This window comes from Kribbella sp. NPDC004875 (genome assembly GCF_042873375.1).
Classification (GTDB): Bacteria; Actinomycetota; Actinomycetes; order Propionibacteriales; family Kribbellaceae; genus Kribbella.
The window spans coordinates 1,158,978-1,184,951 of sequence record NZ_JBIALI010000002.1 but is presented as its reverse complement, the minus strand read 5'-3'; the positions used below and the strand labels follow the sequence as shown (position 1 = coordinate 1,184,951).

18 protein-coding genes and 1 pseudogene are annotated in these 25,974 nt (G+C 70.0%); 10 read left to right on the top strand and 9 right to left on the bottom strand.

The window, feature by feature from the left end:
* Positions 1-58: 58 nt before the first annotated feature.
* The 6 genes and pseudogenes from ureB to ACFYRH_RS16670 all read left to right on the top strand — a co-directional run.
* Positions 59-391: pseudogene (ureB, locus tag ACFYRH_RS16695) on the top strand (urease subunit beta); the annotation flags it as partial.
* The gene (locus ACFYRH_RS16690; RefSeq protein WP_387774904.1) at positions 384-2,081 is read left to right on the top strand and encodes an urease subunit alpha; all 1,698 of its coding nucleotides are present in this window, start codon (positions 384-386) and stop codon (positions 2,079-2,081) included. The pseudogene ureB and the gene ACFYRH_RS16690, both read left to right, overlap by 8 nt.
* The gene (locus ACFYRH_RS16685) at positions 2,081-3,286 is read left to right on the top strand and encodes an urease accessory UreF family protein (RefSeq protein ID WP_387774901.1); all 1,206 of its coding nucleotides are present in this window, start codon (positions 2,081-2,083) and stop codon (positions 3,284-3,286) included. Before ACFYRH_RS16690 ends, ACFYRH_RS16685 begins: the two co-directional genes overlap by 1 nt.
* Complete coding sequence (gene ureG, locus ACFYRH_RS16680; protein WP_387774898.1) at positions 3,279-3,995, top strand: urease accessory protein UreG; 717 nt, start codon at positions 3,279-3,281, stop codon at positions 3,993-3,995. The genes ACFYRH_RS16685 and ureG overlap by 8 nt, the downstream gene beginning before the upstream one ends.
* On the top strand, positions 3,979-4,665 hold the full coding sequence (locus ACFYRH_RS16675) for an urease accessory protein UreD (RefSeq protein ID WP_387774895.1): 687 nt from the start codon (positions 3,979-3,981) through the stop codon (positions 4,663-4,665). The genes ureG and ACFYRH_RS16675 overlap by 17 nt, the downstream gene beginning before the upstream one ends.
* 45 nt (positions 4,666-4,710) lie before the next feature.
* Positions 4,711-7,527: an ATP-binding protein gene (locus ACFYRH_RS16670; protein ID WP_387774892.1), complete on the top strand. Its 2,817-nt coding sequence runs from the start codon at positions 4,711-4,713 to the stop codon at positions 7,525-7,527.
* Here ACFYRH_RS16670 and ACFYRH_RS16665 read toward each other — a convergent pair.
* The 3 genes from ACFYRH_RS16665 to ACFYRH_RS16655 are packed head-to-tail and all read right to left on the bottom strand — an operon-like array spanning position 7,524 to position 10,095.
* Positions 7,524-8,252: an SDR family oxidoreductase gene (locus ACFYRH_RS16665; RefSeq protein ID WP_387774890.1), complete on the bottom strand. Its 729-nt coding sequence runs from the start codon at positions 8,250-8,252 to the stop codon at positions 7,524-7,526. The two genes, ACFYRH_RS16670 and ACFYRH_RS16665, sit on opposite strands and share 4 nt — an antisense overlap.
* Before the next feature lie 53 nt (positions 8,253-8,305).
* The gene (locus tag ACFYRH_RS16660) at positions 8,306-9,802 is read right to left on the bottom strand and encodes an MFS transporter (RefSeq protein ID WP_387774887.1); all 1,497 of its coding nucleotides are present in this window, start codon (positions 9,800-9,802) and stop codon (positions 8,306-8,308) included.
* Complete coding sequence (locus tag ACFYRH_RS16655) at positions 9,799-10,095, bottom strand: muconolactone Delta-isomerase family protein (RefSeq protein WP_387774884.1); 297 nt, start codon at positions 10,093-10,095, stop codon at positions 9,799-9,801. The genes ACFYRH_RS16660 and ACFYRH_RS16655 overlap by 4 nt, the downstream gene beginning before the upstream one ends.
* A gap of 284 nt (positions 10,096-10,379) precedes the next feature.
* Here ACFYRH_RS16655 and ACFYRH_RS16650 point away from each other — a divergent pair, with 284 nt between their 5' ends.
* Positions 10,380-11,744, top strand: coding sequence for a dihydrolipoyl dehydrogenase family protein (locus tag ACFYRH_RS16650; RefSeq protein ID WP_387774881.1), 1,365 nt, complete (start codon positions 10,380-10,382; stop codon positions 11,742-11,744).
* A 6-nt stretch (positions 11,745-11,750) separates the two neighbouring features.
* Here the strand turns inward: ACFYRH_RS16650 and ACFYRH_RS16645 are convergent, their stop codons facing one another.
* The gene (locus ACFYRH_RS16645) at positions 11,751-13,187 is read right to left on the bottom strand and encodes a gluconate:H+ symporter (RefSeq protein ID WP_387774878.1); all 1,437 of its coding nucleotides are present in this window, start codon (positions 13,185-13,187) and stop codon (positions 11,751-11,753) included.
* A 120-nt stretch (positions 13,188-13,307) separates the two neighbouring features.
* Positions 13,308-14,429, bottom strand: a complete 1,122-nt coding sequence (locus ACFYRH_RS16640; protein ID WP_387774875.1) for a heavy-metal-associated domain-containing protein — start codon at positions 14,427-14,429, stop codon at positions 13,308-13,310.
* Positions 14,430-14,700: 271 nt separating this feature from the next.
* Here ACFYRH_RS16640 and ACFYRH_RS16635 point away from each other — a divergent pair, with 271 nt between their 5' ends.
* Entirely contained in the window at positions 14,701-16,890 is a 2,190-nt protein-coding gene (locus ACFYRH_RS16635; RefSeq protein ID WP_387774872.1) for a family 43 glycosylhydrolase, read from the top strand.
* Entirely contained in the window at positions 16,887-19,712 is a 2,826-nt protein-coding gene (locus ACFYRH_RS16630) for an alpha-glucuronidase family glycosyl hydrolase (RefSeq protein ID WP_387774869.1), read from the top strand. Before ACFYRH_RS16635 ends, ACFYRH_RS16630 begins: the two co-directional genes overlap by 4 nt.
* Positions 19,713-19,757: 45 nt before the next feature.
* Here the strand turns inward: ACFYRH_RS16630 and ACFYRH_RS16625 are convergent, their stop codons facing one another.
* A complete protein-coding gene (locus tag ACFYRH_RS16625; RefSeq protein WP_387774866.1) occupies positions 19,758-20,771 on the bottom strand; it encodes a LacI family DNA-binding transcriptional regulator in 1,014 nt (337 codons plus the stop codon).
* Positions 20,772-20,885: 114 nt separating this feature from the next.
* Positions 20,886-21,146 (bottom strand): hypothetical protein, encoded by a 261-nt coding sequence (locus ACFYRH_RS16620; RefSeq protein ID WP_387774863.1) that lies wholly within the window; start codon positions 21,144-21,146, stop codon positions 20,886-20,888.
* Between the two features lie 57 nt (positions 21,147-21,203).
* Between ACFYRH_RS16620 and ACFYRH_RS16615 the strand changes: the two genes are divergently transcribed.
* The gene (locus tag ACFYRH_RS16615; protein WP_387774860.1) at positions 21,204-21,932 is read left to right on the top strand and encodes a MerR family transcriptional regulator; all 729 of its coding nucleotides are present in this window, start codon (positions 21,204-21,206) and stop codon (positions 21,930-21,932) included.
* Here ACFYRH_RS16615 and ACFYRH_RS16610 read toward each other — a convergent pair.
* Together ACFYRH_RS16610 and ACFYRH_RS16605 are read right to left on the bottom strand one after the other, a co-directional pair.
* Positions 21,929-23,887: an amino acid transporter gene (locus tag ACFYRH_RS16610; protein ID WP_387774857.1), complete on the bottom strand. Its 1,959-nt coding sequence runs from the start codon at positions 23,885-23,887 to the stop codon at positions 21,929-21,931. The two genes, ACFYRH_RS16615 and ACFYRH_RS16610, sit on opposite strands and share 4 nt — an antisense overlap.
* A gap of 152 nt (positions 23,888-24,039) precedes the next feature.
* On the bottom strand, positions 24,040-25,869 hold the full coding sequence (locus ACFYRH_RS16605; protein WP_387774854.1) for a flavin-containing monooxygenase: 1,830 nt from the start codon (positions 25,867-25,869) through the stop codon (positions 24,040-24,042).
* Between the last annotated feature and the right edge of the window lie 105 nt (positions 25,870-25,974).

The following is a 25,974-nucleotide window of genomic DNA, read 5'->3' as shown; positions in this document are numbered from 1 at the left end:
CGCCGCGAACGCCGGCGCCGCGAACGCCGGCGCCGAAGGCGCACCCAGCCCGGCGGCGCCAGGCGCCGTCCACGTGCGGACCGGCACGATTCGGCTGAACGCTGACCGCACCGACGACGAGCGTTTGCGACTGGTGATCGTGAACACGGGTGACCGGCCGATCCAGATCGGCTCCCACCTGCACCTGCCGGACGCGAACAGCGCGTTGTCCTTCGACCGCGACGCCGCCCATGGATTCCGCCTGGACATCCCGTCCGGCACCTCGCAACGCTTCGAACCAGGCGCCTCCCGCGAGGTCGCGCTCGTCACGCTCCGCGGCAACCGCGCCGTACCCGGTATCCAGCTGAAGCCCACGCCTGCCGCCGACATCAGCGAGGTGAGCCGTGGTTGAGATCTCGCGGGCCGCGTACGCCGCCCTCTACGGCCCGACCGTCGGCGACCAGGTCCGGCTCGCCGACACCGACCTCTGGGTCGAGGTCGAGCAGGACCTGACCGTCGGCGGCGAGGAGGTGGTGTTCGGCGGCGGCAAGTCCATCCGCGAGTCGATGGCGCAGGGCACGACGACCCGCGCGGAAGGCGCCCCCGACACCGTCATCACCAACGTGCTCGTCGTGGACTGGTGGGGCATCGTCCGAGCCGACGTCGGGATCCGCGACGGCCGCATCGTCGCCCTCGGCCGCGCCGGCAACCCGGACATCGCCGACGGCGTCCACCCCGACCTGCGGATCGGCCCGTCGACCGACGTGATCGCCGGCGAGGGCCGCATTCTCACCGCCGGCGCGATCGACTCCCACGTCCACCTGCTCTCCCCCTCGCAGCTGCACGAGGCGCTCGCGACCGGGATCACCACGATCGTCGGCGGCGGCACCGGCCCGAGCGAGGGTTCGAAGGCGACCACGGTCACCCCCGGCGCGTGGCACCTCGAGCAGATGCATCGCGCGCTGGACGCCGTACCGCTCAACATCCTGCTGCTCGGCAAGGGGAACACGGTGAGCGCCGAAGGGCTTACCGAGCAGGCGCTCGCGGGCGCGGCCGGGTACAAGGTGCACGAGGACTGGGGATCGACGCCGGCCGCCATCGACGCCGCGCTGCGGGCCGCGGACGAGTGGGGGCTGCAGGTCGCGCTGCACGCCGACAGTCTCAACGAGGCCGGGTACGTCGAGTCCACGCTCGGCGCGATCGCCGGCCGGTCGATCCACGCGTTCCACGTCGAGGGCGCGGGCGGCGGGCACGCACCCGACATCCTGTCGATCGCCTCGCATCCGCACGTCATCCCCGGCTCGACGAACCCCACGTTGCCGCACACCGTCAACACAGTCGCCGAGCACCTCGACATGCTGATGGTGTGCCATCACCTGAGCCCCGACGTACCCGAGGATCTCGCGTTCGCCGAGTCGCGGATCCGGGCCACCACGATCGCGGCCGAGGACATCCTGCACGACCTCGGCGCGCTCTCGATCACCTCGTCGGACGCGCAGGCGATGGGCCGGATCGGCGAGGTCATCACCCGCACCTGGCAGGTCGCGCACCTGATGAAGCGCCGCCGCGGCGCGCTCGGCACGGTCGCCGACAACGAGCGGGTACGCCGGTACGTCGCGAAGTACACGATCAACCCGGCGATTGCCCACGGCATCGATCACCTGGTCGGCTCGGTCGAGACCGGCAAACTCGCGGACCTGACCCTGTGGGATCCGCGGTACTTCGGTGTCCGGCCCAGCCTGGTGATCAAGGGCGGCGCGATCGCATGGGCAGCGCTCGGCGACCCGAACGCGTCGATCCCGACACCGCAGCCGGTGCTGATGCGGCCCGCGTTCGGCGATGCGATCGGGGCCGATCTGTCGTACACGTTCGTGTCGCCGGCCGCCCTCGAGGACGGGCTCGGCGAGCGGCTCGGGCTGCGCCGGCAGCTGCTCGGGGTGCGTCCGACGCGGGATGTCGGCAAGGCCGACCTGAAGAACAACGCTGCGCTGCCGACGATCGACATCGATCCGGAGACGTTCGCGATCCAGATCGACGGCGATCTGGTGGAGCCGGCGCCGGCGGAGGTACTGCCGCTCGCTCAGCTGTACGCGATGTTCTGATGAGCGCCGCGGAAGTGGTCGCGCTGATGCTGGCCGACGGACGGTTGCCGACCGGCGGGCACACGCAGTCCGCCGGGCTGGAGCCTGCTGTGCGGGCCGGGTTAGGTGCTGAGGGCAAGGAACTCGGTGACGTGGCGGAGTACGCCCGTGCCCGCCTCCGTACCATCACGCGCACCGAAGCGGCCGTCGCTGTCGTAGCCCGCCACCTCGCCCTCCAAGCCACGCCCCAGGACCCGGGTCCGCCGAGTCGTGCGTCGTGGCAGGAGCCGTGTTCCTCGAGTCGTGGAGCACGGCTCGAGAGCCCGGACCACAACCCACGACTCGGCGAGCGGGTGTCCGCGGCACGGGTGGAAGGCGCGGAGACGAGCAGCCGCGGATCGATCGAGGAGCTGTCGACGCCGCCGGTCGAGCCTGGCTCGCCGAGTCGTGCAACGTGGCGCGAGCCGGGTTCGTCGAGTCGTGGAGCACGGCTCGAAAACCCGGACCACAACCCACGACTCGGCGAGCGGGTGGACGAGGCGGCGCGGGTGGATGAGGCGGCGCGGGTGGATGAGGCGGCGCGGGTGGACGAGGCGGCGCGGGTGGATGAGGCGGCGCGGGTGGACGAGGCGGCGCGGGTGGACGAGGCGGCGCGGGTGGACGAGGCGGCGCGGGTGGACGAGGCGGCGCGGGTGGACGAGGCGGCGCGGGTGGGTGGGGCGGCGCGGGGGGAGGGCGCGGGGGGCGGGAGTGTGGGGGCGCGTGGTGGGGTGGATTGGGTTCGGGTGGTTGAGGGGGCTTGGGGGGCTCGGACGCCTAGTCAGGTGTTGCGGGGGGTGGCTCGGTGGCAGGGGCGGGTTTTGTTGCGGGTGGTGGGGCGGGTCTGGCCTGAGGTTTTCGAGTACTTGCCGCGTGACAAGGAGGTCGCGCGGCCGGTTGTGCTGGGGGTTGTCGCGGCGGTGACGGGGCTTTCGCCTGAGCAGTTGGCGCGGATTGTCGCCTATGACGACGTACAGACAGTGGTGTCGGCGTCGTTGAAGTTACTGCCGGTGGATCCGGCCGAGGCGGCGACCTGGGTGGCGGGGTTGGACGACGAGATCGAGGAGCTGGTGGCCGACGTCGCGCCGCTGACCGAGACCGAGAAGATCCCCGCCGCCGGCGCGCCGCAGATCGACGTGTTCGCCCACGAGCATTCCATCGAGAGAATGAGGTTGTTCCATGCCTGAAGACCCCCGCTCCTTCCGACTGGGCGTCGCCGGACCGGTCGGCACCGGTAAGAGCTCCCTGATCGCCACCATCTGCCGCGAACTCGCCGACGAGCTCAACCTCGGCGTGATCACCAACGACATCTACACCGACGAAGACGCCCGCCTGCTGCGCTCCGCCGGCGTCCTCGACCCGGAACGCATCCGGGCCGTCGAAACCGGCGCCTGCCCGCACACCGCCATCCGCGACGACGTCACCCCGAACCTGATCGCCGTGGAGGACCTCGAACGCGACTTCGCGCCCCTTGACGTCGTCCTGGTCGAGTCCGGTGGCGACAACCTGACCGCGACCTTCTCCCCCGCGCTCGTCGACGCGCAGATCTTCGTACTCGACGTAGCCGGCGGAGGCGACGTCGCCCGCAAGGGCGGCCCCGGGATCGCCCGCGCCGACCTGCTCGTCGTGAACAAGACCGACCTGGCGCCGTACGTCGGTGTCGACGTCGACCGCATGGTCCGGGATGCCCAAGCAGCACGCGACGGAAAGCCGGTTCTCGCGCTGTCCCGGACAGACCCGGCGTCGGTCGCGAAGCTCAAGGACTGGGTCCGGCACATGACCGAGACCGTCCGCGGCGGCAACCACACGCCCGTCGACCCGGGTCCGATGGCTCCGCACTCCCATGTCGGCGAGAACGGCGAGCTGATCACCCACACCCATGCCCACACGCATTGAGGTCATCGCCGACCCGGTCCGGGACCGCTGTCTGCTGACCACGGATCACCTGTCGCCGCGGCAGCTCCCCGGCCGGCCCGGCGTGGTCCGCGTCGCGCTGGTGGCGGCGGGCGCACTGTTGCTCGCCGGCGACGAAGTACGCATCGAGATCGTCGCGAGCGGGCCGGTCCGGCTGGAGATCGTCGAGACCGCCGGCACCGTCGCGTACGGGATGCGCGGCGGCGCCGCCCGCTGGGACGTCGACATCCAGCTGACCGGCGGCGCCAGCCTCCAGTGGTACGCCGAACCGTTCGTCGTCGCCGCCGGCGCCGACGTGACCCGGACGACGACGGCACGTCTCACGACCGGCTGCACCGCTCACCTGCGCGAGTCGCTGGTGCTCGGCCGTCACGGCGAGGTGGGCGGCACGCTGCAGACCGTGACGCGCGCCTGGCTGGACCAGAATCTCCTGCTGGCCGAGGATCTCGACCTGTCCCCGGACTCACGGGTCAACTGGGCGATCCTCGGCCGGGCCCGGTGCCTGGACACCGTCACCACCCTCGGGTACCGGCTGCCCGACCACCCGCACACGCTGCAACTTGAACATCCCGCCTCGATTGCGCGTCAGCTTGTGCACGAGCAGCACGACAGCACGCTTGGCCAGTGGTCAACGGAGCTCCGGCGGACTTAGTCTGGTGCGGTTCGGCGGACCGCGGGGTGTCCGGATCGGTGCGGGGTGCGCACCGCTTGGGAAGGCGGCGGACGGGTGGAGCGTGGCAGCGGATTCCGCGGCCTGGACGCGGGACGAGCGCGGGGAGCGAGACTGCTCGGCCGGCGCTCGGAACGGGCCGTTCTCGATCGGTTACTGTCAGACGTCCGCAGCGGTACCAGCCGGGTGCTCGTCGTCCGCGGTGAGGCCGGGGTCGGGAAGAGTGCGCTGCTCAACCACGCGACCGAATCCGCGGCGGAGCTGTTCACACTGCGGGCGGTCGGTGTCCAGTCCGAGATGGAGCTGGTCTTCGCAGCGCTGCATCAGTTGTGTGTACCGCTGCTCGACCGGCTGCCCAGGATTCCGGAGCCGCAGCGGCGGGCGCTCGCGACCGTGTTCGGGCTCGCGCCCGGCCCGGCGCCGGACCGCTTCATGGTCGGCCTCGCGGTACTCAGCCTGATCTCGAACCTCGCCGAGGAACAGCCGGTACTGGTGGTCGTCGACGATGCCCAATGGCTCGACACCGCGACTGCCCAGACGCTCGGCTTCGTCGCGCGGCGGGTCGGTGCGGAGGCGGTCGGGCTGTTGTTCGGTGCGCGTGAGGTCGGCGTCGAGCTGCACGGTCTCCCCGAGCTCGAGGTCGACGGACTGCCCGCCGACGAGGCGCGCGCGTTGCTCGGATCAGCTGTCGAGTTCCTGCTCGACGAACCGATCCGCGACCGCCTGGTCGCCGAGACCGGCGGCAACCCACTCGCACTGCTCGAACTGCCACGCGGCCTGACCGCCACCCAGCTCGCGTCCGGCTTCGGCCTGCTCACGGGGCAGGGTCTGCCCGGTCAGATCGAGCAGAGCTTCCTTCGGCAGGCTCAAACTCTGCCCGCGCCGATCCGGCAGCTCCTGCTCGTCGCCGCGGCCGAGCCGGTCGGTGACCCGGTCCTCGTCCGGCGCGCCGCCGACCAGCTCGGCATCGACGCCGTGTTCGCCGAGATCGAGGGACTCCTGACCCTGGGTGAACGGGTGACGTTCCGCCATCCGCTCGTCCGGTCCGCCCTCTACGGGTCGGCGTCCTCCAGCGAGCGGCGCGCCGTCCACCTGGCGTTGGCGGATGCCACGGACTCGGACGCCGATCCGGATCGACGCGCCTGGCACCTCGCCGCGGCTGCATCGGGACCGGACGAGGACGTCGCGCGCGAGCTGGAACGCTCCGCCGACCGAGCCCAGGCCCGTGGCGGCTTCGCGGCTGCAGCAGCGTTCCTGCAGCGTGCCGTCGCGCTGACCCGAGATCCGGTACGCCGCACCGAACGCGCGCTCGCCGGAGCACACGCCAGCCTGCAAGCCGGAGCCTTCGGTACGGCGTGGGCGCTGCTCGCCACCGCCGAAGCCGGACACCTGGACGACCTCGGCCGCGCGCGGATCGATCTGCTCCGCGCCGAGGCGGCCTTCGCGCAGCAACGCGGACGCGACGCACCGGGCCTCCTGCTGCGCGCCGCCCGCACCCTTGAACCACTCGACCGGCGACTGGCTCGCGACACCTACCTGGACGCCTGGAGCGCCGCGTTGTTCGCCGGCCAACTGGCCGAGGTCGTGGGGCTGCGTGAGGTCTCGCTGGCCGCGCGGGAGGCGCCCCGAGCCGGGACGGAGTCGCGGAGTTCCGACGTACTGCTGGACGGGTTCGCGCTGCTGTTCGCCGAGGGACGCGAGCCGGCTGTGCCGCTGCTCAAACAGGCCGCGGTCGCGTTCGGCGGGGCGGACGCCACGAATGAGGAGGTACTGCGCTGGGGCTGGCTGGCCACCGCCGCGGCCGCGACCGCATGGGACTTCGAGGCCTGCCTGGCCACCGCCACACGTCAGGTCGAGACCGCCCGCAGTGCCGGCGCACTCGCGGTGCTCGCGGTCGGGGTGAACGTCCTCGGGCAGGTGGTCGGGATGGCCGGCAACTTCGCGGACGCGACCACGCTGCGCGCCGAAGCCGACGCGGTCCGGGAAGCCACCGGCACCCACGTCGGGCCGTACGGCGCGCTGGTGCTCGCCGGGCTCCGCGGGAGACCGGACGAGGCGTTTCCGCTGATCGACGACGCGATCGCCAGCGGCACCGCCGAGGGGCAGGGTACGGCGGTGCAGTACGCCCGGTGGGCGCGGTCGATCGTCCTGAACGGTCTCAGCCGGCACGACGAAGCGTTGCTGTGGGCAACGATGGCGAGCGAGGACACCCCGGAGCTTTTCGTGTCGTCCTGGGCTTTGAGCGAGCAGGTCGAGGCCGCCGTCCGCAGCGGACGGCGGCGCGAAGCGGTCGCCGCACTCGAGCGACTGCAGGAGAAGACCGGCGACACCGAGGAGGCCTGGGGCCGCGGAATCGAGGCTCGCGCGCGCGGACTCGTGAACGCGGACGAGACGGCGTACCTGGAAGCGATCGAGCTGCTGACGCCGACCCGGCTGCGCCCCGACCTCGCCCGTGCTCATCTCCTGTACGGCGAATGGCTGCGCCGGAAGACGCGCCGCGGTGAAGCCCGCACCGAGTTGCGCATGGCCTACGACCTGTTCTCCTCGATCGGCATGGAGGCCTTCACCGAGCGGGCACGGCGCGAGCTGCAGGCGACCGGCGAGACCGTCCGCAAACGAGCCGCCGCGCCGACCGCGGGCGACGAACTGACCTCGCAGGAACTGCAGATCGCCCTGCTCGTCCGGGACGGCCTGTCGAACCCGGAAGTCGGCAGCCGCCTCTTCCTCAGCCCACGCACGGTCGAATGGCACCTCCGCAAGATCTTCGACAAGCTCTCCATCAGCTCCCGCCGGCAGTTGCGCGAGGCGCTGCCCGAGGCAGGCTACGAGGCGGCGATCGGCTAGCGCGTCAGCAATTGCTGGCCCCCGTCGACGTCGTACGTCGCACCTGTCAGCGCGCCGTTGGTCATCAGGTGCAGGATCAGGTCGGCGACGTCGTCCGGGCCGACGACGCGCCGGATCGGCAGCGTGGCACGCAGGTCCGCGCGGCGTTCCTCGAGCTGATCCCCGAGCAGCCGGGCGGACAACGGCGTGTCGACGAAGCCGGCCGCGACCGTGTTCACCCTGATCGGCGCGATCTCGAGCGCGAGGTTCGCGACGATCGCGGACAACGACGCCGTACCGATGGCGGCCAGGACCAGGCCGATCCCGGGTCGCCGCGCGCCGGTGCCGCTGATGAACGTGAGCGAACCGCCCGCACGCACCCGCCCCATGCACAGCCGCCCGAGGCGTAGTGATCCGACGATGTGCTCGTCGATGTTACGCTGGACCTCGTCGAGGTCCATCTCCGCGATCGGCGCGTAGAACGGACCGCTGCCGCTCACCAGAATGTGGTCGAGCTGGTCGGGCAGACCGGCGAAGAGCTGCTCGACCTGCGCCGGGTCGGCCAGGTCCAGCGCCACTCCGCGCTCGGCGCCCACGTCGGCGACGGCCTTGTCGAGGCGCTCCTGGTTGCGGCCGGTGAGGATCACCCGGGCGCCGGCCGCGCGAGCCTGCCGGCCGGTCGACAGTCCGATGCCCGAGCTGCCGCCGAGCACCACCACGACCTGTCCCTCGAGACTCTCGGTCATCCTGCTCTCCCCTTCTTCTGAGGCCATTCAGCCGTTTCAGGTCAAGTTGATGGTCACGTCGATACCGGCACCGCGCAGCCGTGCACCCGCGGGGTCGCCGGGAGCTGGATCGCGGACGGACGGCCGCGGGCGACGTACCCGAAGGTGATCGCGGCGGACACGACGCTGAGGGCGGCCATCACGAGCATCGCGGTCTGGTACCGGTCCGCGAGCGGCTGCGCGAGGTCGTCCGAGCCGCCGACACCGAGCAGCGCCGGGACGAGCGCGATCAGCACCACACCGCCGACACGCGACGCGGCGTCGTTGATCGCCGACGCCTCGCCGAGATCCGCATCGTCGACCGCGGCGAGGACGCCGGCGGTGAGGGGGGCGACAGTAAGTCCGATGCCGAGGCCCCAGAGCAACGCGCCCGGCAGGATCGCCTGCGCGTAGCTCTGCCCCGGACTCGCGGCCGACAACCAGGCGAAGCCGCCGGCCACGATCAGGATGCCGATCGTCATCGGCAGCCGGACGCCGACGCGAGCGACCAGACCACCGACGAACGGCGAGACCAGCAGGAACACCGCCGACTCCGGGATCAGCGCCGCGCCGGCCGCGGTGGCGGTGTAGCCGAGAGTCAGCTGGCACTGCAGTACGACGAGATAGCTCGCCGCCGACAGCGCCCCGTAGAACAGGAGCGTCGCGGCGTTGATGGCCACGAACTGTCTGATCCGGAACAGCGCCGTACGCAGCATCGGCGCCGGCCGCCGTTGCTCGACCGGGATCAGCGCGGCCAGCGCGGCCACGCCGACCACGGCGGAGATGATGACGACAGGGCTCGCCCAGCCGGAGGCGGGTCCCGCGGTGAGCGCATAGATCACACCACCCAACCCGACGACGGCGAGGACGGCCCCTGCCAGGTCGAGCGAGAGCGGTCTCCGCTGGCGGCTGACTTCCGGTACGCCGCGAAGTACCCACAACGCCGCGAGGATCAGCGGCACGTTCAGCAGGAACACGTAGCGCCAGGAGGCGTGGTCCACCAACCAGCCGCCGCCGTAGGGGCCGAGCGTCGTACCGAGGGTCGATAGACCTGCCCAGACACCGATCCCCTTCGCGCGGTCCTCCGAGCGCAGCGTGCCGTTGAGCAGCGCCAGGCTGCTCGGCACGACCATGGCTCCGCCCGCTCCTTGCACGACTCGAGCGGCGATCAGCGCCTCGACGTTCGGTGCTGCCGCACAGCACAACGACGCGACGATCATCACCAGGAGGCCGACGACGAGCAGCCGGCGCCAACCGAAGTGGTCGGCCAGCGCGCCGGCCAGCAGCAGCAACGACGCGACGGTGACCAGGTAGCCCGTCAGGATCCATTGCAGGCCGCTGACCCCGGCTCCCAGGTCGCGTCCGATCGCCGGGATCGCGACGTTGATCATGTACGCGTCGATGAAGCCGACCATCGACGCCAGCACCGTCGCGGCTACGAGCAGAGCACCGGCCCGCCCGCGCAACGCGACCCCCGTGCCGCCGTACGGCGCTCCGCCGGTGACCGCGGGCTCGTCGCCCTGTGTCGTCATTTCCGCGCGCCTGGATCGTTCGGGTGCGGTGTCAGTGGGAGGACCTCGTCGGTGCGCCAGATCCGCAGCGGCATCGAGGCGAGAACGGTCTCCAGGTGGTCCGCGTCGTCGGCGTCGAACAGGCCGATCGTGCGCCACTCCCCCGGCGCCAGCGGCGGCCGCCACAGTCGTTCGACCCGCCCCTGAGCCGCCAGCTCCGCGGAATGGGCCGCCTCCCGGGCGCGGACCTCGGCCACCTCGGCCTCGGTGACGCCGTCCGGCACGTGCGTGGTCATCGTGACCAGGAATTCCATTCCGGCCTCCGCAGGGTGGCTCCGCTGTCCGGTCCACGATCCGCCCGCACGTCCCGGGTTGGCCCCAGTGAAGCTCCCTGGTCGCCGCAAACCAGGGACACTCACTGGCCCACCGGGCGCCTGCCCGGGCGAGTGTGAGGGTGAGCCCACCGGGCGCCTGCCCGGGCGAGTGTGAGGGTGAGCCCACCGGGCGCGTGCCCGAGCGAGTGTGACGGTGAGCCCGTCGGGCGCGGGACCCGCCGGAGCCTGGGGTGAGCTGATCGCCTCGGTGGAAGGAGTACGTGATGGCTGGGGACATGAGCAGGGACTACGACGTGATCGTTCTGGGCGCCGGTGCGCCGGGCGAACACTGTGCCGCGACTTTGGCCAAGGGCGGCGCCCGCGTCGCCGTCGTCGAGCGTGAACTGCTCGGTGGCGAGTGCTCGTACTGGGCATGCATCCCCTCGAAGACCCTGCTCCGGCCGGGCGAGGCGCTGGCAGAGGCCCTCGACGCGCCGGGCGCCCGCGAGGCGGTGACCGGCGCCCTCGACGTACCGGCTGCTCTGGGGTGGCGTGACTTCATGGTGTCCGGTTACGACGACGCCGGCCAGGTGTCGTGGGCCAAGAGCGCCGGCATCGAGGTACTGCGTGGTCATGGCCGGCTCGCGGGTCCGCACACCGTCGCGGTGGACGATCGCACGTACAGCACCGACGCGATCGTGATCGCGTGCGGCGCGGACCCGATCATCCCGCCCGTACCCGGGCTCCGGGAGCTGCCGGGCGTGTGGACGAACCGCGACGTGACCGGGCTGGTCGACGTACCGGATCGGCTGCTGGTGCTCGGTGGTGGCGCGACCGGCGTGGAGATGAGTCAGGCGATGGCCCGGATGGGGTCGCGGGTGACGCTCATCGAGATGAGCGAGCACCTGATGCCGCGGGAACCCGCAGCGGTCGGTGCGGCGATCGGGGCCGCGCTGCGCGCTGATGGTGTGGACGTTCGCGTCGGGATCGGGGCGGAGCGCGTGCAGCTGGCGGGATCGTCGTACGTGATCGATCTCAGTGACGGGACGCAGGTCGAGGGCGACCGGGTGCTGGTCGCGACCGGGCGGCGGCCGCGGGTCGACGGGATCGGGCTGGAGACGGTCGGGATCGAGGCGAATCCGCGCGGCATCGTGGTCGACGGTCAGCTCCAGGCGGCGCCGGGCATCTGGGCGATCGGTGACGTGACCGGGCTGTGGCAGTTGACGCATGTCGGCGAGTACCAAGGGCGCGTGGCGGCGAGCAACATCCTCGGGACTCCGCGGACGGCGGACTACGACGCGGTCCCCCGAGTTGTGTATTGCTACCCGCAGGCCGCTTCGGTCGGTGCGGCCGAGGGCGCGTATCTGAGCACGATTCAGCTCTCGGGCGTGCCGCGAACTTCGACGTACATGCGCTCGTACGACACGCAGCCCGGGTTCCTCACGCTGGTGTCCGACGGGTCGGTGCTCACCGGTGCGTACGCCGTGGGTCCCGAGGCCGGCGAGTGGCTGCAACAGGCGACCCTCGCGATCCGGGCCAAGGTGCCGCTGCCGGTCCTGCTCGACGTGATCCAGCCTTTCCCGACGTTCTCCGAGGCATTCCTCCAGGCCCTCCGCGACCTCACCAGACAGCTCGGCCGCATCGCCTGAGGTCCGTCACAGGAACGCTGACAGCAGCAACGTCAGTCCGAGGCCCATCACCGAGATGATGGTCTCCATCACCGACCAGGTCTTGATGGTCTCGCCAACGGTCATCCCGAAGTACTCCTTGACCAGCCAGAAGCCGGCGTCGTTCACATGCGAGAAGAACAACGAGCCGGCCCCGATCGCGAGCACCACAAGGGACAGGTGCGCGGTGCTCTGGCCGGCCGCGAGCGGCGCCACGATGCCCGCGGCCGTCACCGTCGCGACGGTGGCGGAGCCGGTCGCCAGCCGGATCAGCACCGCGACGATCCAGCCGAGCACCAGCGCCGACAGGTTCAGCGCGATCGCGATCTTGGCGATCGCCGTGCCGGTCCCGCCGTCCACCAGGACCTGCTTGAAGCCGCCGCCGGCGCCGACGATCAGCATCACGCCGGCGATCGGCAGCAGGCTCGCGGCGATCTTCTTGCTCAGTTCCGGGATGCCGAAGCCGACCGCCGTACCGAACGTGTACATCGCGAGCAGTACGGCGATCAGCAGCGCGGTGACCGGGTCGCCGATGAACTGCAGCACCGGGAAGAGGGCGTTGTCCTTGCTCATCCAGACGTCCGACGCGGCCTTGAGCAGCATCAGCACCACGGGACTCAGGACCGTGACCAGCGTCGCGGTGAAACTCGGCGTACGGGTCCTGGTCCGGACCTGGGTGCCGCCATCGCCGTCCTGCGGGGCGCCGCCGCTCACCTCGAGCGCGGCGCCGGCGGCCCCGATCGGGACCCACTTGGCCGCGAGCCGCCCGAACAGCGGCCCGGCGACGATCACCGTCGGGATCGCGACCAGCAGGCCGAGCGCGAGCGTGATACCGACGTTGCCCTTGAGAACGCCGATCGCGGCCAGCGGACCGGGGTGCGGCGGCACGAAGCCGTGCAGCACCGAGAGGCCGGCCAGCGCGGGGATCCCGAGCAGCATCGCCTTGGCGCCGGTCCGCCGGACGGCGAGCATGACCACCGGGATCAGCAGCACCAGGCCGATCTCGAAGAACATCGGGATGCCGATGATGAACGCGATCAGCGCCATCTTCCACGGCAGCGCGGCCGGTCTGCCGCGCAGCAGCGTGTCGACGACCTGGTCGGCGCCGCCGGAGTCGGCGAGCAGTTTGCCGATCATCGCGCCGAGCGCGATCAGGACGCCGACGTACCCGAGCACGCTGCCGACGCCGTTCTCGTACGACTTCGTGACCAGGCCGGGAGCGATCCCGGAGCCCAGGCCGACGAACAGCGCGCCGATCGTGAGCGCCAGGAACGCGTGCATCTTCAGTCCGACGATCAGCGCGACGATGATCGCGATCCCGATCCCGGCGATCACCAGCACTCGGGTGTCGTGCCCGTTCCACGGTGCATTGATGTCCGCCTCGGCCACCAGCGGAATCCGGCCGACTTCGTCAGCGATACTCATTGCTTCACCGCTTCCTGGCCGCCAGTCACCGGCCGCCGCGCCACATGTTGTCGGCGGCAACTTTCCTGAGGGGCCTCAGTAACACTACTGCGCGGCCCGCCCGCCCGCCATGGTCTGGGATCAATCCGGCAGCGGTACGACGGTGTACCCGCGGGCCCGGATCGCGGTGAAGCTCAGCTCCCGGATCTCGGCCGACGCGAAGACCGCGGTGACGCGCTTGCTGACCAGGTCGAACTCGGGTGGTTCGACGCCGAACTCGGCCACCGCCTTCGTGATGGTCCGGACGCAGTGCTGACAGGTCATGTCCGGAACCTCGAAGGCCGACGCCGACCCGTCGTCCGGTGTCTGCGGCGCCGCAGGCTCGATCTCGACGACGTCGAGCAGCCGGGTGAACGTCTCGACGAAGAGGTCCGCGACCCGCGTCACCAGCGTGAAACGACGACCATCGACCACCTGGGGTGCGTGCGCGAGGCAGCGCGGCTGCTCGCCGCCTTCGAGGGCCGCGTACTGCGTCGCACTTGGGTCAGTGCCGTCGGCGGCGCCGGCCACTCGGGCCTCCTTCATCGCGCGCAACGCCGCCACGGTGTCCGCGGAGTACGTCACGCGCCCACCGAAGCTGATCAGCTGCACCGGGATCAATCCGCGCCGGTACGTCGACGCCTGCAGACCCCAGTGCCAGGTCCCGGCGACGGTCGTGAAGATCCCGCTGTCCCGCAGTACGGCGGCGAAGGCCGCGGGATCGTCGTACGGCGTCCGCTCGGCAAGGTACGCGTGCTGGACCAGGACACGCGCCGCCGCGTCGATCCCGGTGCGAAGGACCGCCAACGGGTCGTGATCCGTTGTCACGCGTTCGACGAGCGCGCGATCCGCGGGGCTCAGTGCGTCGGTGCGCTCGCCTACTCTCGGGTCGGCGTCCAGCATCCGGCACAGCGCGAGTGTCGCCTCCCGTGCCACGATCGGCACGACCGCTCCGAGCGAACCGGCGTACGCGACGTTCGAGACACCGTCACTGTCGGTCCACGAGATGCGGCGCGTCGCCCGGGTGATCAGCCACGACGGGCAGTCGGCAAGGCGCGTGCGGAGGAACTCCTCGACGTCGCCGTCGACCGGTTCCTCGCGGCAACCGATCCGGATCGGGGCCACCGGGGCAGGCGTGTCGAACAGGTCGTGGGCCACGCCAACCAGCAACCGCGCGGCCGACGCGCGGTCCGACAGACCGGCCGGGGCGAGTTCAGCAGTCACGACGGGCTCCTCAGCTCGGCGGCACCACCTTCGATGCTAGGTATTCCGCCTCGCACCCGCTCCGCTACGCAGCGTGTCGGGTGGATCATGCCCTTCCGCCACCTGCCGGAGTGCCGGCGACGGGCGAGGTCTTGCGGTCAAATTATCGATCACTTACTGTCTGGATGATCGATAATTCGGTACCTCCCCCGCCCAGTGAGGACCTGTCGTCATGCCCCGAAAAGCCTCCCTGCGTGTGCTCGTCACCGGCCTGGTAACGGTGACGGCCAGCATGCTTCCGACACTCACCACGAGCGCGGTCCCACAGGCCGCGCCAACCCCGCCGACCACGTACACCAACCCGCTGATGCAGGACGTCGCGCAGGCGTTCTCGGATGTCGGCCTGATCCGCGCCAAGGACGGCGCCTGGTACTCGTACGCGACCAACACCAGCCTGACCCGCGAGAACGCCGACAACCACGGTCCGGCGCACCTGCTGCCCATGATGAAGACCACCGACCTCGTGCATTGGGAGTTCCTCGGCGACGCGTTCAGCGAGGCGAACCACCCGCAGTGGGCCGGCTGGCCGCAGAAGGGCTACTGGGCGCCCGACGTCCGGTACGTCGACGGCGAGTACTACATGTACTACTCCGCCCCCGGCTCGACCTCGCTCGGCGCCGCCATCGGCCTCGCGACGGCCCCGACCCCGGCCGGTCCGTGGACCGACATCGGGCATCCTGTCGTGAACTTCGTCGCCGACAGCGAGGTGATGGAGATCGACCCGATGATGTTCATCGACGACGACGGGACGAAGTACCTGTACTACGGCTCGTTCCGCCGCGGTGGCATCCACGTCGTGAAGTTGTCCGCCGACGGCCGCAATGCCGTCGGGGAATCGACCCAGGTCGTCGCCGGCGAGCGCGGTGAAGGCACCTGGGTCACGAAGCGCGGCCCCTGGTACTACCTGTTCTACTCGGGCTACGGCTGCTGCATCGGTGACGTCGGCGGTGGCGGCTACCCACTGCTCGTCGGCCGCTCGAAGTCCCCGGTCGGCCCGTTCCTCGACGAGAACGGCGTCTCGCTGACGGCCGACCAGCCGGGCGGCACGATCGTGAACTCGTACAACGGCAACTCGCTCACCGCGACCGGCCACAACGCGATCACCGTCGACCGCTCCGGTCAGCAGTGGAACCTGGTGAACTCCGACATCCGCGCCGATCACACCTGGGGCGGCCGCCCGCAGTCGATGGACCGCCTCGACTGGGTCAACGGCTGGCCGACCGTCCGCGCCGGCCAGTGGACCTCTGACCAACCGCAGGCGGCGCCCGCCTCGGCGCCCAAGCTCGGCAGCTCGTTCAGTCAGCCGAGCGACCTCGCCGACTGGCGCACCGTCCGCGGCAACTGGACGGTCAGCAACGACGGGTACGTCGAGTCCGCCGACGGGTCCGCGCTCCTCGTCAGCAGCAAGACCGGCTCGGCCAACTACCGGCTCGAAGGCGATCTCAGAACCACGGGCGGCCCGGCCGGACTCGTCTTCGGGTACCACTCGCCGTCGACGTACGCGATCGCCTGGCTCGATCCCGCGCGCGGCTCGCTCCGCGTCGAGCAACGTATCGCCGGCAAGATCGTCGGTACGTCGGAAACCAAGCTCTACGACGGGTTCCGCTACGACACGTGGCACTCGCTCAGCGTCGAGACCCGCGGTGGTCAGGCGACGGTCCAGGTCGCGCCCGCGGCCGGCGACAACCCGCTCGGCGAACTCTCGGTCACCTTGCCCAAGCCCCTCCAGGGCCCGTCGAGCTTCGGTCTGACCGGCGCCGCGCAGGGCGACAATCTCAGCCTCGCCCAGCTCTACCAACCGGTGACACACAAGATCCCGGATCCTCGTCTCGGTCAGGAGCTCAAGGACTACAGCGACGAGTTCGACAGTGTGGATCCGAGCTGGCAGTGGACCGGCGCGAATCAGGGCCACCTCGAGAACGGTCAGCTGGTCTGGGACACGCAGGCCACCGACCTGAGCAAGGCGGACAACCTCGCCACCCTCTTCCTCCACGACGCACCCCAAGGCGACTACACCGTCGAGACCCGTGTCTCGCTCCCGTTCGCGGGCAGTACGGGCAATGCTCGCGCCGGTCTGATCGCGTGGGGCTCCAGGACCAACTCGTTGCAGTTGGCTCCGACCCGCACGAACGCCGTACGGCAGACGTTCCTCTGGCCCGGACCGGATGCGACGCCGTGGGCCGAGGCGATCCAGCTCGGGCCGAGCGCGGACACGATGTGGCTGCGGCTGCGTCACACGACGAACCCCACCACCGGCGAGCACCTGTTCCAGGCGGCGACCAGTCTGGACGGGAAGCACTGGCAGTGGGGCAGCTACTGGAACCTGCCGAAGGACTCCGGACCGCTCAAGCTAGGTCTGATCTCCATGGGCGGCGCCGGCAGCACTGCGCGCTTCGACTACGTCAGGACGTACCAGTCATGACCTTCACCCGTCGAACGCTGCTCGCCGCGGGTGGCGCCGGAGCGCTCGCCGCCGGTCTTCTCCCCGGTACGACGGCGCACGCGACCGCCGTACCGCCCGACGAGGACGGGTACGACCTCTGGCTCCGCTATCGCCTCGTCCCCGACCGCGATCTCCTGGAGCGCTACCGCTCCGCGATCACCCACGTCGTTGTCCAGGGCAAGCACCCGGTTCTGCAGTCGGCCGGTTCGGAGCTCGCCCGCGGACTGTCCGGTCTGCTCGGACGCACCGTTCCGGTGAACGACCAGCTCACGAAGGGCGCGGTCGTCGTCTCGGTGAGCGCCGGCGAGCCGCAAGGCACCGAGGGCTTCACGATCAAGCGCCAGGCCGACCGCGTGCAGATCACGTCGGCCGGCGAACGCGGTGCCCTGTACGGCGCCTTCCGCCTGCTGCAGCACCTCCAGCGCCAACGTCCGCTCGAGAAGCTGAACCAGTCGGATCGTCCCGCCGCACCGCTGCGCATGGTCAACCACTGGGACAACCTCAACCGCTCGATCGAGCGGGGCTTCGCGGGCAAGTCGATCTTCGTCTGGGACGAACTCCCCGGCCTCCGCGAACGGTACGTCGACTACGCCCGCGTCCTCGCCTCCGTCGGGATCAACCACAGCGTCATCAACAACGTCAACGCCAGCGTCGAGTTCCTCCGCTCCGAGCGACTGCCCGGTCTGGCGGCCCTCGCCGGCGTCCTGCGCTCGTGGGGCGTGCAGCTGTGGATCTCGGCGAACTACGCCGGCCCGATCTCGTTGACGGCAAGCGATCCGGACCCGATCAAGGTGGCGGACCCGGTCGACGCGCGGGTGCAGCAGTGGTGGCAGGACAAGATCGCCGAGATCTACCGGCTGATCCCGGACTTCGGCGGCTTCCTGGTGAAGGCCAACTCCGAGGGACAGCCCGGTCCGCTCGACTACGGCCGCACGCATGCCGAAGGCGCCAACATGCTGGCCGACCGCCTCGCGCCGTACGGCGGGCGGCTCGTCTGGCGGTCGTTCGTGCACGAAGGGTTCGACGACTGGGCGGAGTACGAGTACAACGTCTTCCATCCGCTGGACGGGCAGTTCCACGAGAACGCCGTCGTGCAGACGAAGAACGGGCCGATCGACTTCCAGGTGCGGGAGCCGGTGAACCCCTTGTTCGGTGGGCTGCCGAACACCAACCAAGTGGTCGAACTGCAGATCACCCAGGAGTACACCGGACACTCGACGCACCTGTGTTACCTCGTGCCGGAGTGGAAGACGGTCCTCGACTTCCCGACGTACACGGGGTCCGGGAGCGGGCCGACGGTGGCCGACGTCGTCGACGGGACGGCGTACCGGCAGACGAATGTCGGGTTCGCGGGGGTGCTGAACTTCGGCGACGACCGGGACTGGACCGGGTATCAGCTCGGGGCGGCGAACACGCACGGGTTCGCGCGGCTGGCGTGGAACCCGAAGCTGTCCGCGGACGAGATCGTCACGGAGTGGATCGAGCTGACCTTCGGCGTCGACCGTCAGGTCGGGTCGGTGCTCAAGGCAATCATGTTGCGGTCGTGGGAGACCTACGAGAGTTACACGTCGCCGCTGGGTATGGGGTATCTGACCTATCCCCTGGGCGGTCATTTCCAGCCGGCGCCGACGACCACGCAGAACCTTTCGCACCATTCGACGGCCGAGGGAACCGGCTTCGACCGGACGGCAGCCACGGGTTCCGGATTTACCGGGCTTCTCGGCAAGCACTGGCAGGACATTTACGGATCGGTGGAGAACTGCCCGGACGAGTTGCTGCTGTTCATGCACTGGGTGCCGTACACGCATCGATTGCATTCCGGGAAGACCGTCGTTCAGCACATCTACGACAGCCATTTCGACGGGTACGAGCGGGTGCTCGAGTTCCAGCGCTCGTGGAAACGTCTCGCCGGGCGCATCGACCGGGCGCGGTACGCCGAAATCGCGGCCACCTTCGACGATCACGTGATCGAGGCGGAGCGCTGGCGGGACACGATCGTGGCGTACTTCTTCGGGTGGTCGCGGGCCGTATCGAGCCGCTCCGGGTGGGTGCAACTGGCCTACCCGAACGGCCGGCTGCTGTTCGGCGGACGCTCCAACCAGCTCGCGGTGGAGGTCACCAACGCGACGGCCACGAACCAGGCGATCACGGCTGCCGTGCACCCGGTCGACTCGAGCTGGCAGGTCGGACCGGCGACCGTCGCGGTCGGATCGGCACAGTCGGCGACTGTCGACGTACCTGTGACTCCTCCGCTGATCGCCGATCACGTGGACCTGGCCGTCGACGTCACGCCTGGTCAGACCGCGCTGGGTTCTCGCCACCAGACGTTCGTGATCGCGCCGGACCCCGCGCAGTGCCATCTGGCCTTGGATGTGGGCACCGCGGACAGCCCGCTGGTTCCCGGTTACACGCGGCTCGCCAACAACACGGCGTGGAGCGAGGCGCGCGGATTCGGGTGGGTCGGGACCGGGCCGCAGCCGCGCGATCGGGGCAGCATGTGGGACGCCCTGCAGCGCGACTTCGTCGGCGACTACCCCGCCCGTACGCTCCGCATCCGGATCCCGGCCGGACGCCAGAAGCTCTCGGCGTTGGTCGGAGACGGCGGACCCGACTGCCCGCCGACGATCATCAGCGAGGGTACGACGATGCTCGCCACGTCACCCGAGCTCCCGGGCGGCATCTTCACCTGGGTCCATGGGGAGTTGGACGGCGGTTCAGCCGGTCGCACCGTCGACCTGACCCTCGACAGCGAACCGGACCGGTTCTGGCATCTCGGCGCGTTGGTGGTCACCGGCGCGTGAGCGCCCCCTGGAACGACGCCGGTGGTCGGGTCTCCCCTTTCCCGATCACCGGCGTCCAATCACCGCTGTGCTCCGCGGCTTGACGGTCGTCTCGCGGAACAGGATCTCGGTCGGCGCCGCGGTCATCGGCTCGGGCTCGGGCTCGCCGCGCAGTGCGGCGATCAGGCGGCGCATGCCGTGCCGTCCGGAGGTCTCGCGGTCCACGTGCACCGTCGACAGCGCCGGCGTGCCGTAGCGGACGGTCTTGAGGTCGTCCCACCCGGTGACGCTGAGGTCCTCAGGGATGCGCCAGCCGCGGCGTACCGCTGCATGCATGACGCCGACGCCGATGTGGTCGCTCGCGGCCACCACCGCGGTCACCGGGGTGTCGTCCGGCAGCGAGCGCACGGCCTCGACACCCGTCTCGGGATCCCACGGGCCGTCGTACACGCCGTGCGAGCGCAGCCCACGCCGTTCGCAGGCCTTCAAGTAACCGGATCGTCGTAGCTGCGCCGACAGCCAGTCCTGCGGGCCGGCCGCGTGGAAGAAGTCCCGATGCCCGAGATCCGCCAGCCGGCCGATGATCTCGTCCATCGTCGCCTCGTCCCCGGCCACCGCCTCGACCGACCGCAGCCGCGCATCGAACTCGTCGGTCTGCACGACGACGCCTTCGTCCGCGGCGCGCACCATCAACGGCGTCGCGGACAGTACGCCGTCGACCTGACCGCGGGCCAGGATGTCCTCCGCCAGCCGGCTCAACGCGGCCGGGGTCTGCTCGACCCCGATCACGATCTCCACCTCGTACCCGAGCCGCCGCGCCTCCTCGCTCGCCGCCGCCACGCTCCGCTCCGGCCCGGACCACCCCGGCAGGATGATCGCGACCACCCCGGTACTCCGGGTCCGCATCGCGCGGGCCATCAGGTTCGGGCGGTAGCCGAGCTCGTCGATCGCCGCCTTGATCCGCGTCAGCGTATCCGCGCCCACCGTCGGATCGGACCGCAGGTACCGCGAGACGGTCTGATGCGAAACACCGGCAAGGGCGGCAACGTCGTACATCGTCGGGCGGCGCTGGACGCTCATACCGCCACGATACTTGTGAGAGCGGCGCTCCCCGTCGCGGCCGCCGTACGAGGAGCCGACGAGAACTACAGACCGGAGCGGGCCGGCGCGCCGGCTCGTCGACGACTGGCTGAGTCAGCCGGCCAGTAGGCGGTCGAGTACGTCGGCGGCCTCTTCGTAGCCGGCGTCGGCGATCCGCTGCAGCTCCAGCAGATCCCGAGCGGCGGCCGCACGACGAGTCAGCAACTCGCCGGCGCGCACGCACCCCTCGTCGAGCAGCTCACTCAATTCCTGTACGTCGTCCCGCGCGTCGGCAAGGTCCGCCAGCCGGTCCATCGCCCGCTCGTTCCCCTCGTCCGCCAGGGCCCGGAGCGTCTCTCGATCAACTTCCGTCATACCCGTGATCCTGCGACCTTGCCCCAGGGGAAAGGTCAAGTGCGAGAGGCTGGAGTCGTGATCACCATCGGCCAGCTGGCGCAGTACGTCGGCGTCTCGACCAAGACGATCCGGGTCTACCACGACAAGGGCCTGCTCCCGGAGCCGCCGCGGGACGCGTCCGGGTACCGTCGGTACTCGGCGCAGGACCTCGTCGAACTCATCAAGATCCGCACCCTCGCCGACGCCGGCCTACCGCTCGCCACCATCGCCCGCCTCGCCACGAACCCTGCCGGGCTCCGATCCGCCGCCGCCGCGGCCGAGACGGAGGTGTCGGCCAAGATCGACCGATTGGTCACCACCCGGACCCGGCTCCACCAACTGGCCACCGGCCACAACCCGTTCCTCCCGGCCGAGGTCGAGCAGCATCTGCAACACCTCGACGAGCTCGGCTTCTCCGACCGCTGGATCATGATGGAACGCGACCTCTGGATCCTCACCTTCGCGACGTACCCAGACACCGCACCCGACCTGTTCGGCGACCAGGCGCAGGCCCAGTCGGACCCCGAACTCGGCCGCCTGTATCTCGCTTACGACCAGGCCCACGACCTCGCCCCCGACGACCCGTCACTCACGGACCTGGCCGACCGGATAGTCACCGCATCCCTCAACCGTTACGACCGCACCGACCTGCACAACCAGGCCACCGCCACCGAACTCCCCCAACTGATCCAGTCCACCCTCAACGCTTCCTCCCCGGCGTGGGAGCGCCTCGACACCCTGATCCGCCGGGGTCTCGCCCGCTAGGCGACGTGGACCCAAGGGCGGTTGGACCGGGTGGGTTCGGCGCGCCGGAGCACCTCGCGGGTGACCGGCGGTACGTCGCCCTCCCCCGAGATCAGGTAGCGCAGCAGGAAGTACAGCGGGTTGCCCTCGGCCCAGGCGAAGTAGATGTGCGGCATGACCTGCCAGTCGTCGCGGATCTTCAGCAGCAGGGCGGCGATCGCGTTCGGCACGCTGGGGCTGTCGACACACAGGATCTGGTACCCGAAGCGGTCCTCGCCGCGCACGTCCAGCTCGGTCTCGAACTGCGACGCGTCGGTCAGCGTCACCTCCAGGAACAGGATCGGCGGTCCCACCGGCAGATTCCGCACCTCCCGCTGCTCGGCCTCCTTCTCCCGGTACTCCGTGACGTCGCGATCGTCCGGCTCGTTCGCGATGATCCGCAGCTCACCGTGACTCGCCGCGCCGGAGATGATCCGGCACGCCTGCTCGTCGAACCGCACCTCGGTCGCGCGCAGCTCCAGCGACCGGGTCGCCCGGGAGATCAGCGACGTCAGGATGATCGCCACGATGAAGAACGACGCGATCTGCACACCGTCCGGCCGCTCGATGATGTTCGCGATCGTGGTGTAGGCCAGCACCAGGCTGATCACCCCGAACCCGACCGTCCGGAACCGCTCACCCTTGCGCCGCGCCGACAGCGTCACCGCGATCGACGCGGACATGATCAGCACCAGCACACCGGTCGCGTACGCCCCGCCCTGCGCGTCGACATCGGCCTTGAACAGCACCGTGATCACGAACGCGATCAGCCCGAACACGATCACCAGCGGGCGCGTCGCCCGGGCCCAGTCCGGGACCATCCCGTAGCGCGGCAGGTACCGCGGCACGATGTTCAGCAGGCCGGCCATCGCCGACGCCCCCGCGAACCAGAGGATCAGGATGGTGCTCACGTCGTACACGGTGCCGAAGGCGCTGCCGAGGTGCTCGTGCGCGAGGTAGGCCAGTGCGCGGCCGGACGCCTCGCCACCGTCCTTGAACTTGTCCTCGGGGATCAGCACGATCGTCGTGAAGCTGCTGGTGATCAGGAAACCGCTCATGATCAGCGCGGCGGTGGTCAGCAGCTTGCGGGTGTTCCGGATCCGCGTCCGCGGGTGCGCCGGATCGTCGGTTTCCGCGCCGTCGACCTGCGGCATCACCGCGACACCGGTCTCGAACCCGGACAGACCGAGGGCGAGCTTCGGGAAGACCACCAGCGAGATGCCGATCATCACCCAGATATTGGAGTGTTCGGTGACCAGCATCCCGCGCCAGTTCGTGACCAGCGACGGCGCGGTGACGACGTTCCACAGGGCATTCGAGACGACGACCAGATTCAGTCCGAGATAGACGATCACGAGCGCGACGGCAATTCCGATCGCTTCCCCGAACCCACGCAGGAACACGCCCGCGAGCAAGGCCAGCAGGACGAGGGTGATGATGACTTCCTTGCCCTCGAACCACTGCGGCACGTACGGATTCTCGACAACGTGCGCCGTCGCGTCCGCGGCCGAGAGCGTCATCGTGATGATGAAGTCGGTCGCCATGAACCCGAGCAGGACCAGGATCGCGAACTTGCCCTTCCAGCGCCCCAGGAGCCGGTCGAGCATCGCGATCGACCCCTCACCGTGCGGGCTCTCGGCGGCCACCCGGCAGTACACCGGCAGCGCCCCGAGCAGGGTCAGCAGCACCAGGATCAGCGTCGCGACCGGCGACAGCAGCCCGACCGCGGCCGCCGCGATCGCCGGCTGGTACCCGAGCGTCGAGAAGTAGTCGACGCCCGTCAGGCACATCACCTTCCACCACCGATGCGTGGGATGCGGCGCCGGCCGATGCGGTCCCGGATGCCCCACCGGCCGATCGTGCAGCAGCCAGGCCACCAACCGCCCGTGCGCCGGAGCCGGTTCGCCGACCGTCTCGTCCTCACGCGTCTCTGTCACCGGCCGGAGCCTAGCCAGCGTTCCGAGCCCGACCCGCCTGCTCTAACACATCTCTAACGGCCGACTGCGTCACCTTCCGGGGCGGCGCGAAGGCCACTCGGGCGTGGCGTAGCAGGCGCGGGAGGGGGACGCGCCTGCTACGTGTACCTGGGTTACTTCAGGTGGTGGACCTGTTGGAGGGCGTAGACGGGGGTGGGGATGTTCTCGTGGCGGGCCTTCAGTTGCAGGGCGAGGTACAGGGAGTAGTGGCGCGACTGGTGGAGGTTGCCGCCGTGGAACCAGAGCGCTTCCTGTTGGGTCGGCTTCCACATGTTGCGTTGCTCGCCTTCCCACGGGCCTGGGTCCTTGGTGGTGTCCGAGCCGAGGCCCCAGCACTTGCCGACCTTGTCGGCGACCTCCTGTGAGATCAGATCGGCCGCCCATCCGTTCATCGAGCCGTACCCGGTCGCATAGACCACCAGGTCGGCCGGCAGCGAGGTCCCGTCCTCCAGCACCACCGCGTCCTCGGTGAGGTGCGAGACCTGCCCCTGCGCGAGCTTCACCTGACCGTTCGCGACCAGGTCCGCGGCGCCCACGTCGATGTAGTACCCGGAACCGCGCCGCAGGTACTTCATGAACAACCCGGACCCGTCGTCGCCCCAGTCATGCCGGAATCCCGACGCCTCCAGCCGCGCATAGAAGTCCTTGTCCTTGTCCGCCATCGCCTGGTACGCCGGGATCTGGAACTCGTGCAGGATCCGGTAAGGCAGCGACGCGAAGATCAGATCGGCCTTCTCCGTCGTGACGCCGGCCGCCAGCGCGCGCTCGGAGTACAGGTCACCAAGGCCGTACTCCATCAGCGAGTCGCTCTTCACGATGTGCGTGCTGGACCGCTGCACCATCGTCACGTCGGCGTCGTGCTCCCACAGTGCGCCACAGATGTCGAAGGCGCTGTTGTTCGATCCGATCACGACGCACCGCTTCCCGGCGTACGCGTCCGGCCCGGGATGCGCCGACGAGTGGTGCTGGTCCCCGCGGAACACGTCCTGCCCGGCCAGCGCCGGCACGTTCGGCTTGCCCGACATCCCGGTCGCCAGCACCAACTGCCGGGGCCGCAACGTCACCGGCGAGCCATCCCGCTCGACGAGCACCGTCCACTCGCCCGTCTCCGGCGAGTACGACGCCGACTTGGCGACCGTACTCGACCAGTACGGCACCTCCATCGTCTTCACGTACGACTCGAGCCAGTCGCCGATCTTGTCCTTCGGCGCGAACACCGGCCAGTTGTCCGGGAACTTCAGATACGGCAGGTGGTCGTACCAGACCGGATCGTGCAGACACAGCGACTTGTACCGGTTCCGCCACTGGTCCCCCGGCCGCGGCTGCTTGTCGATGACCAGCGCGGGTACGCCGAGTTGCCGCAACCGCGCGCCGAGGGCGATCCCGCCCTGCCCGCCACCGACCACCAGCACGTACGGCTGCTCGGTCGACCCGAGTGTCTCGGCCTCATCCTGCCGCTTCTCCTTCCACGTCCGGCGGTTCTTGTCCGCGCCGTGCTGCGCACCCATCGGACGCCGTACACCACGCGGCTCCTCATGACCCTTCAGCTCACGCAGTGTGGTGAGCAGCGTCCACGCCTTGTCCTGCCCGTCCTCGTCGACGAGCCGGACCAGCCCACCGCCGCGGCCGACGCCGGTCTCGAACTCGAACCACGCGGTGATGACACCGTCGTCCTCGCCGGCGGGTTCGGACAGCCGGAAGCCGCTCGGGTCGGTGCCGTGGAGCGTGTGCGTCAGCAGGTCGGCGACGCCGTCGGGGTTCTCGACGGTCTTCAGGTTCCAGGTGAACGCGATCAGGTCGCGCCAGAAGCTGGTGGTCGCGAACAGGCCCGCGGCCCGGGCGATGTCGCGCGCCCGCAACGCGTCCTCGAACGCCGCCAGCCAACTCGTGGCCCGGTCGTCTGCCGACAGCTGGGACGTCGGCTTCTCCTCGGTCTGGGTCATGAGGTCAGGACACCGCCCACGATCGTCCGTCGACCAGGGTTGCACCACGTTGCAGCCCTCTTTGAGCCCCCTTGGACCATGGCGGGGCTCCACGGAGTCGGCCTA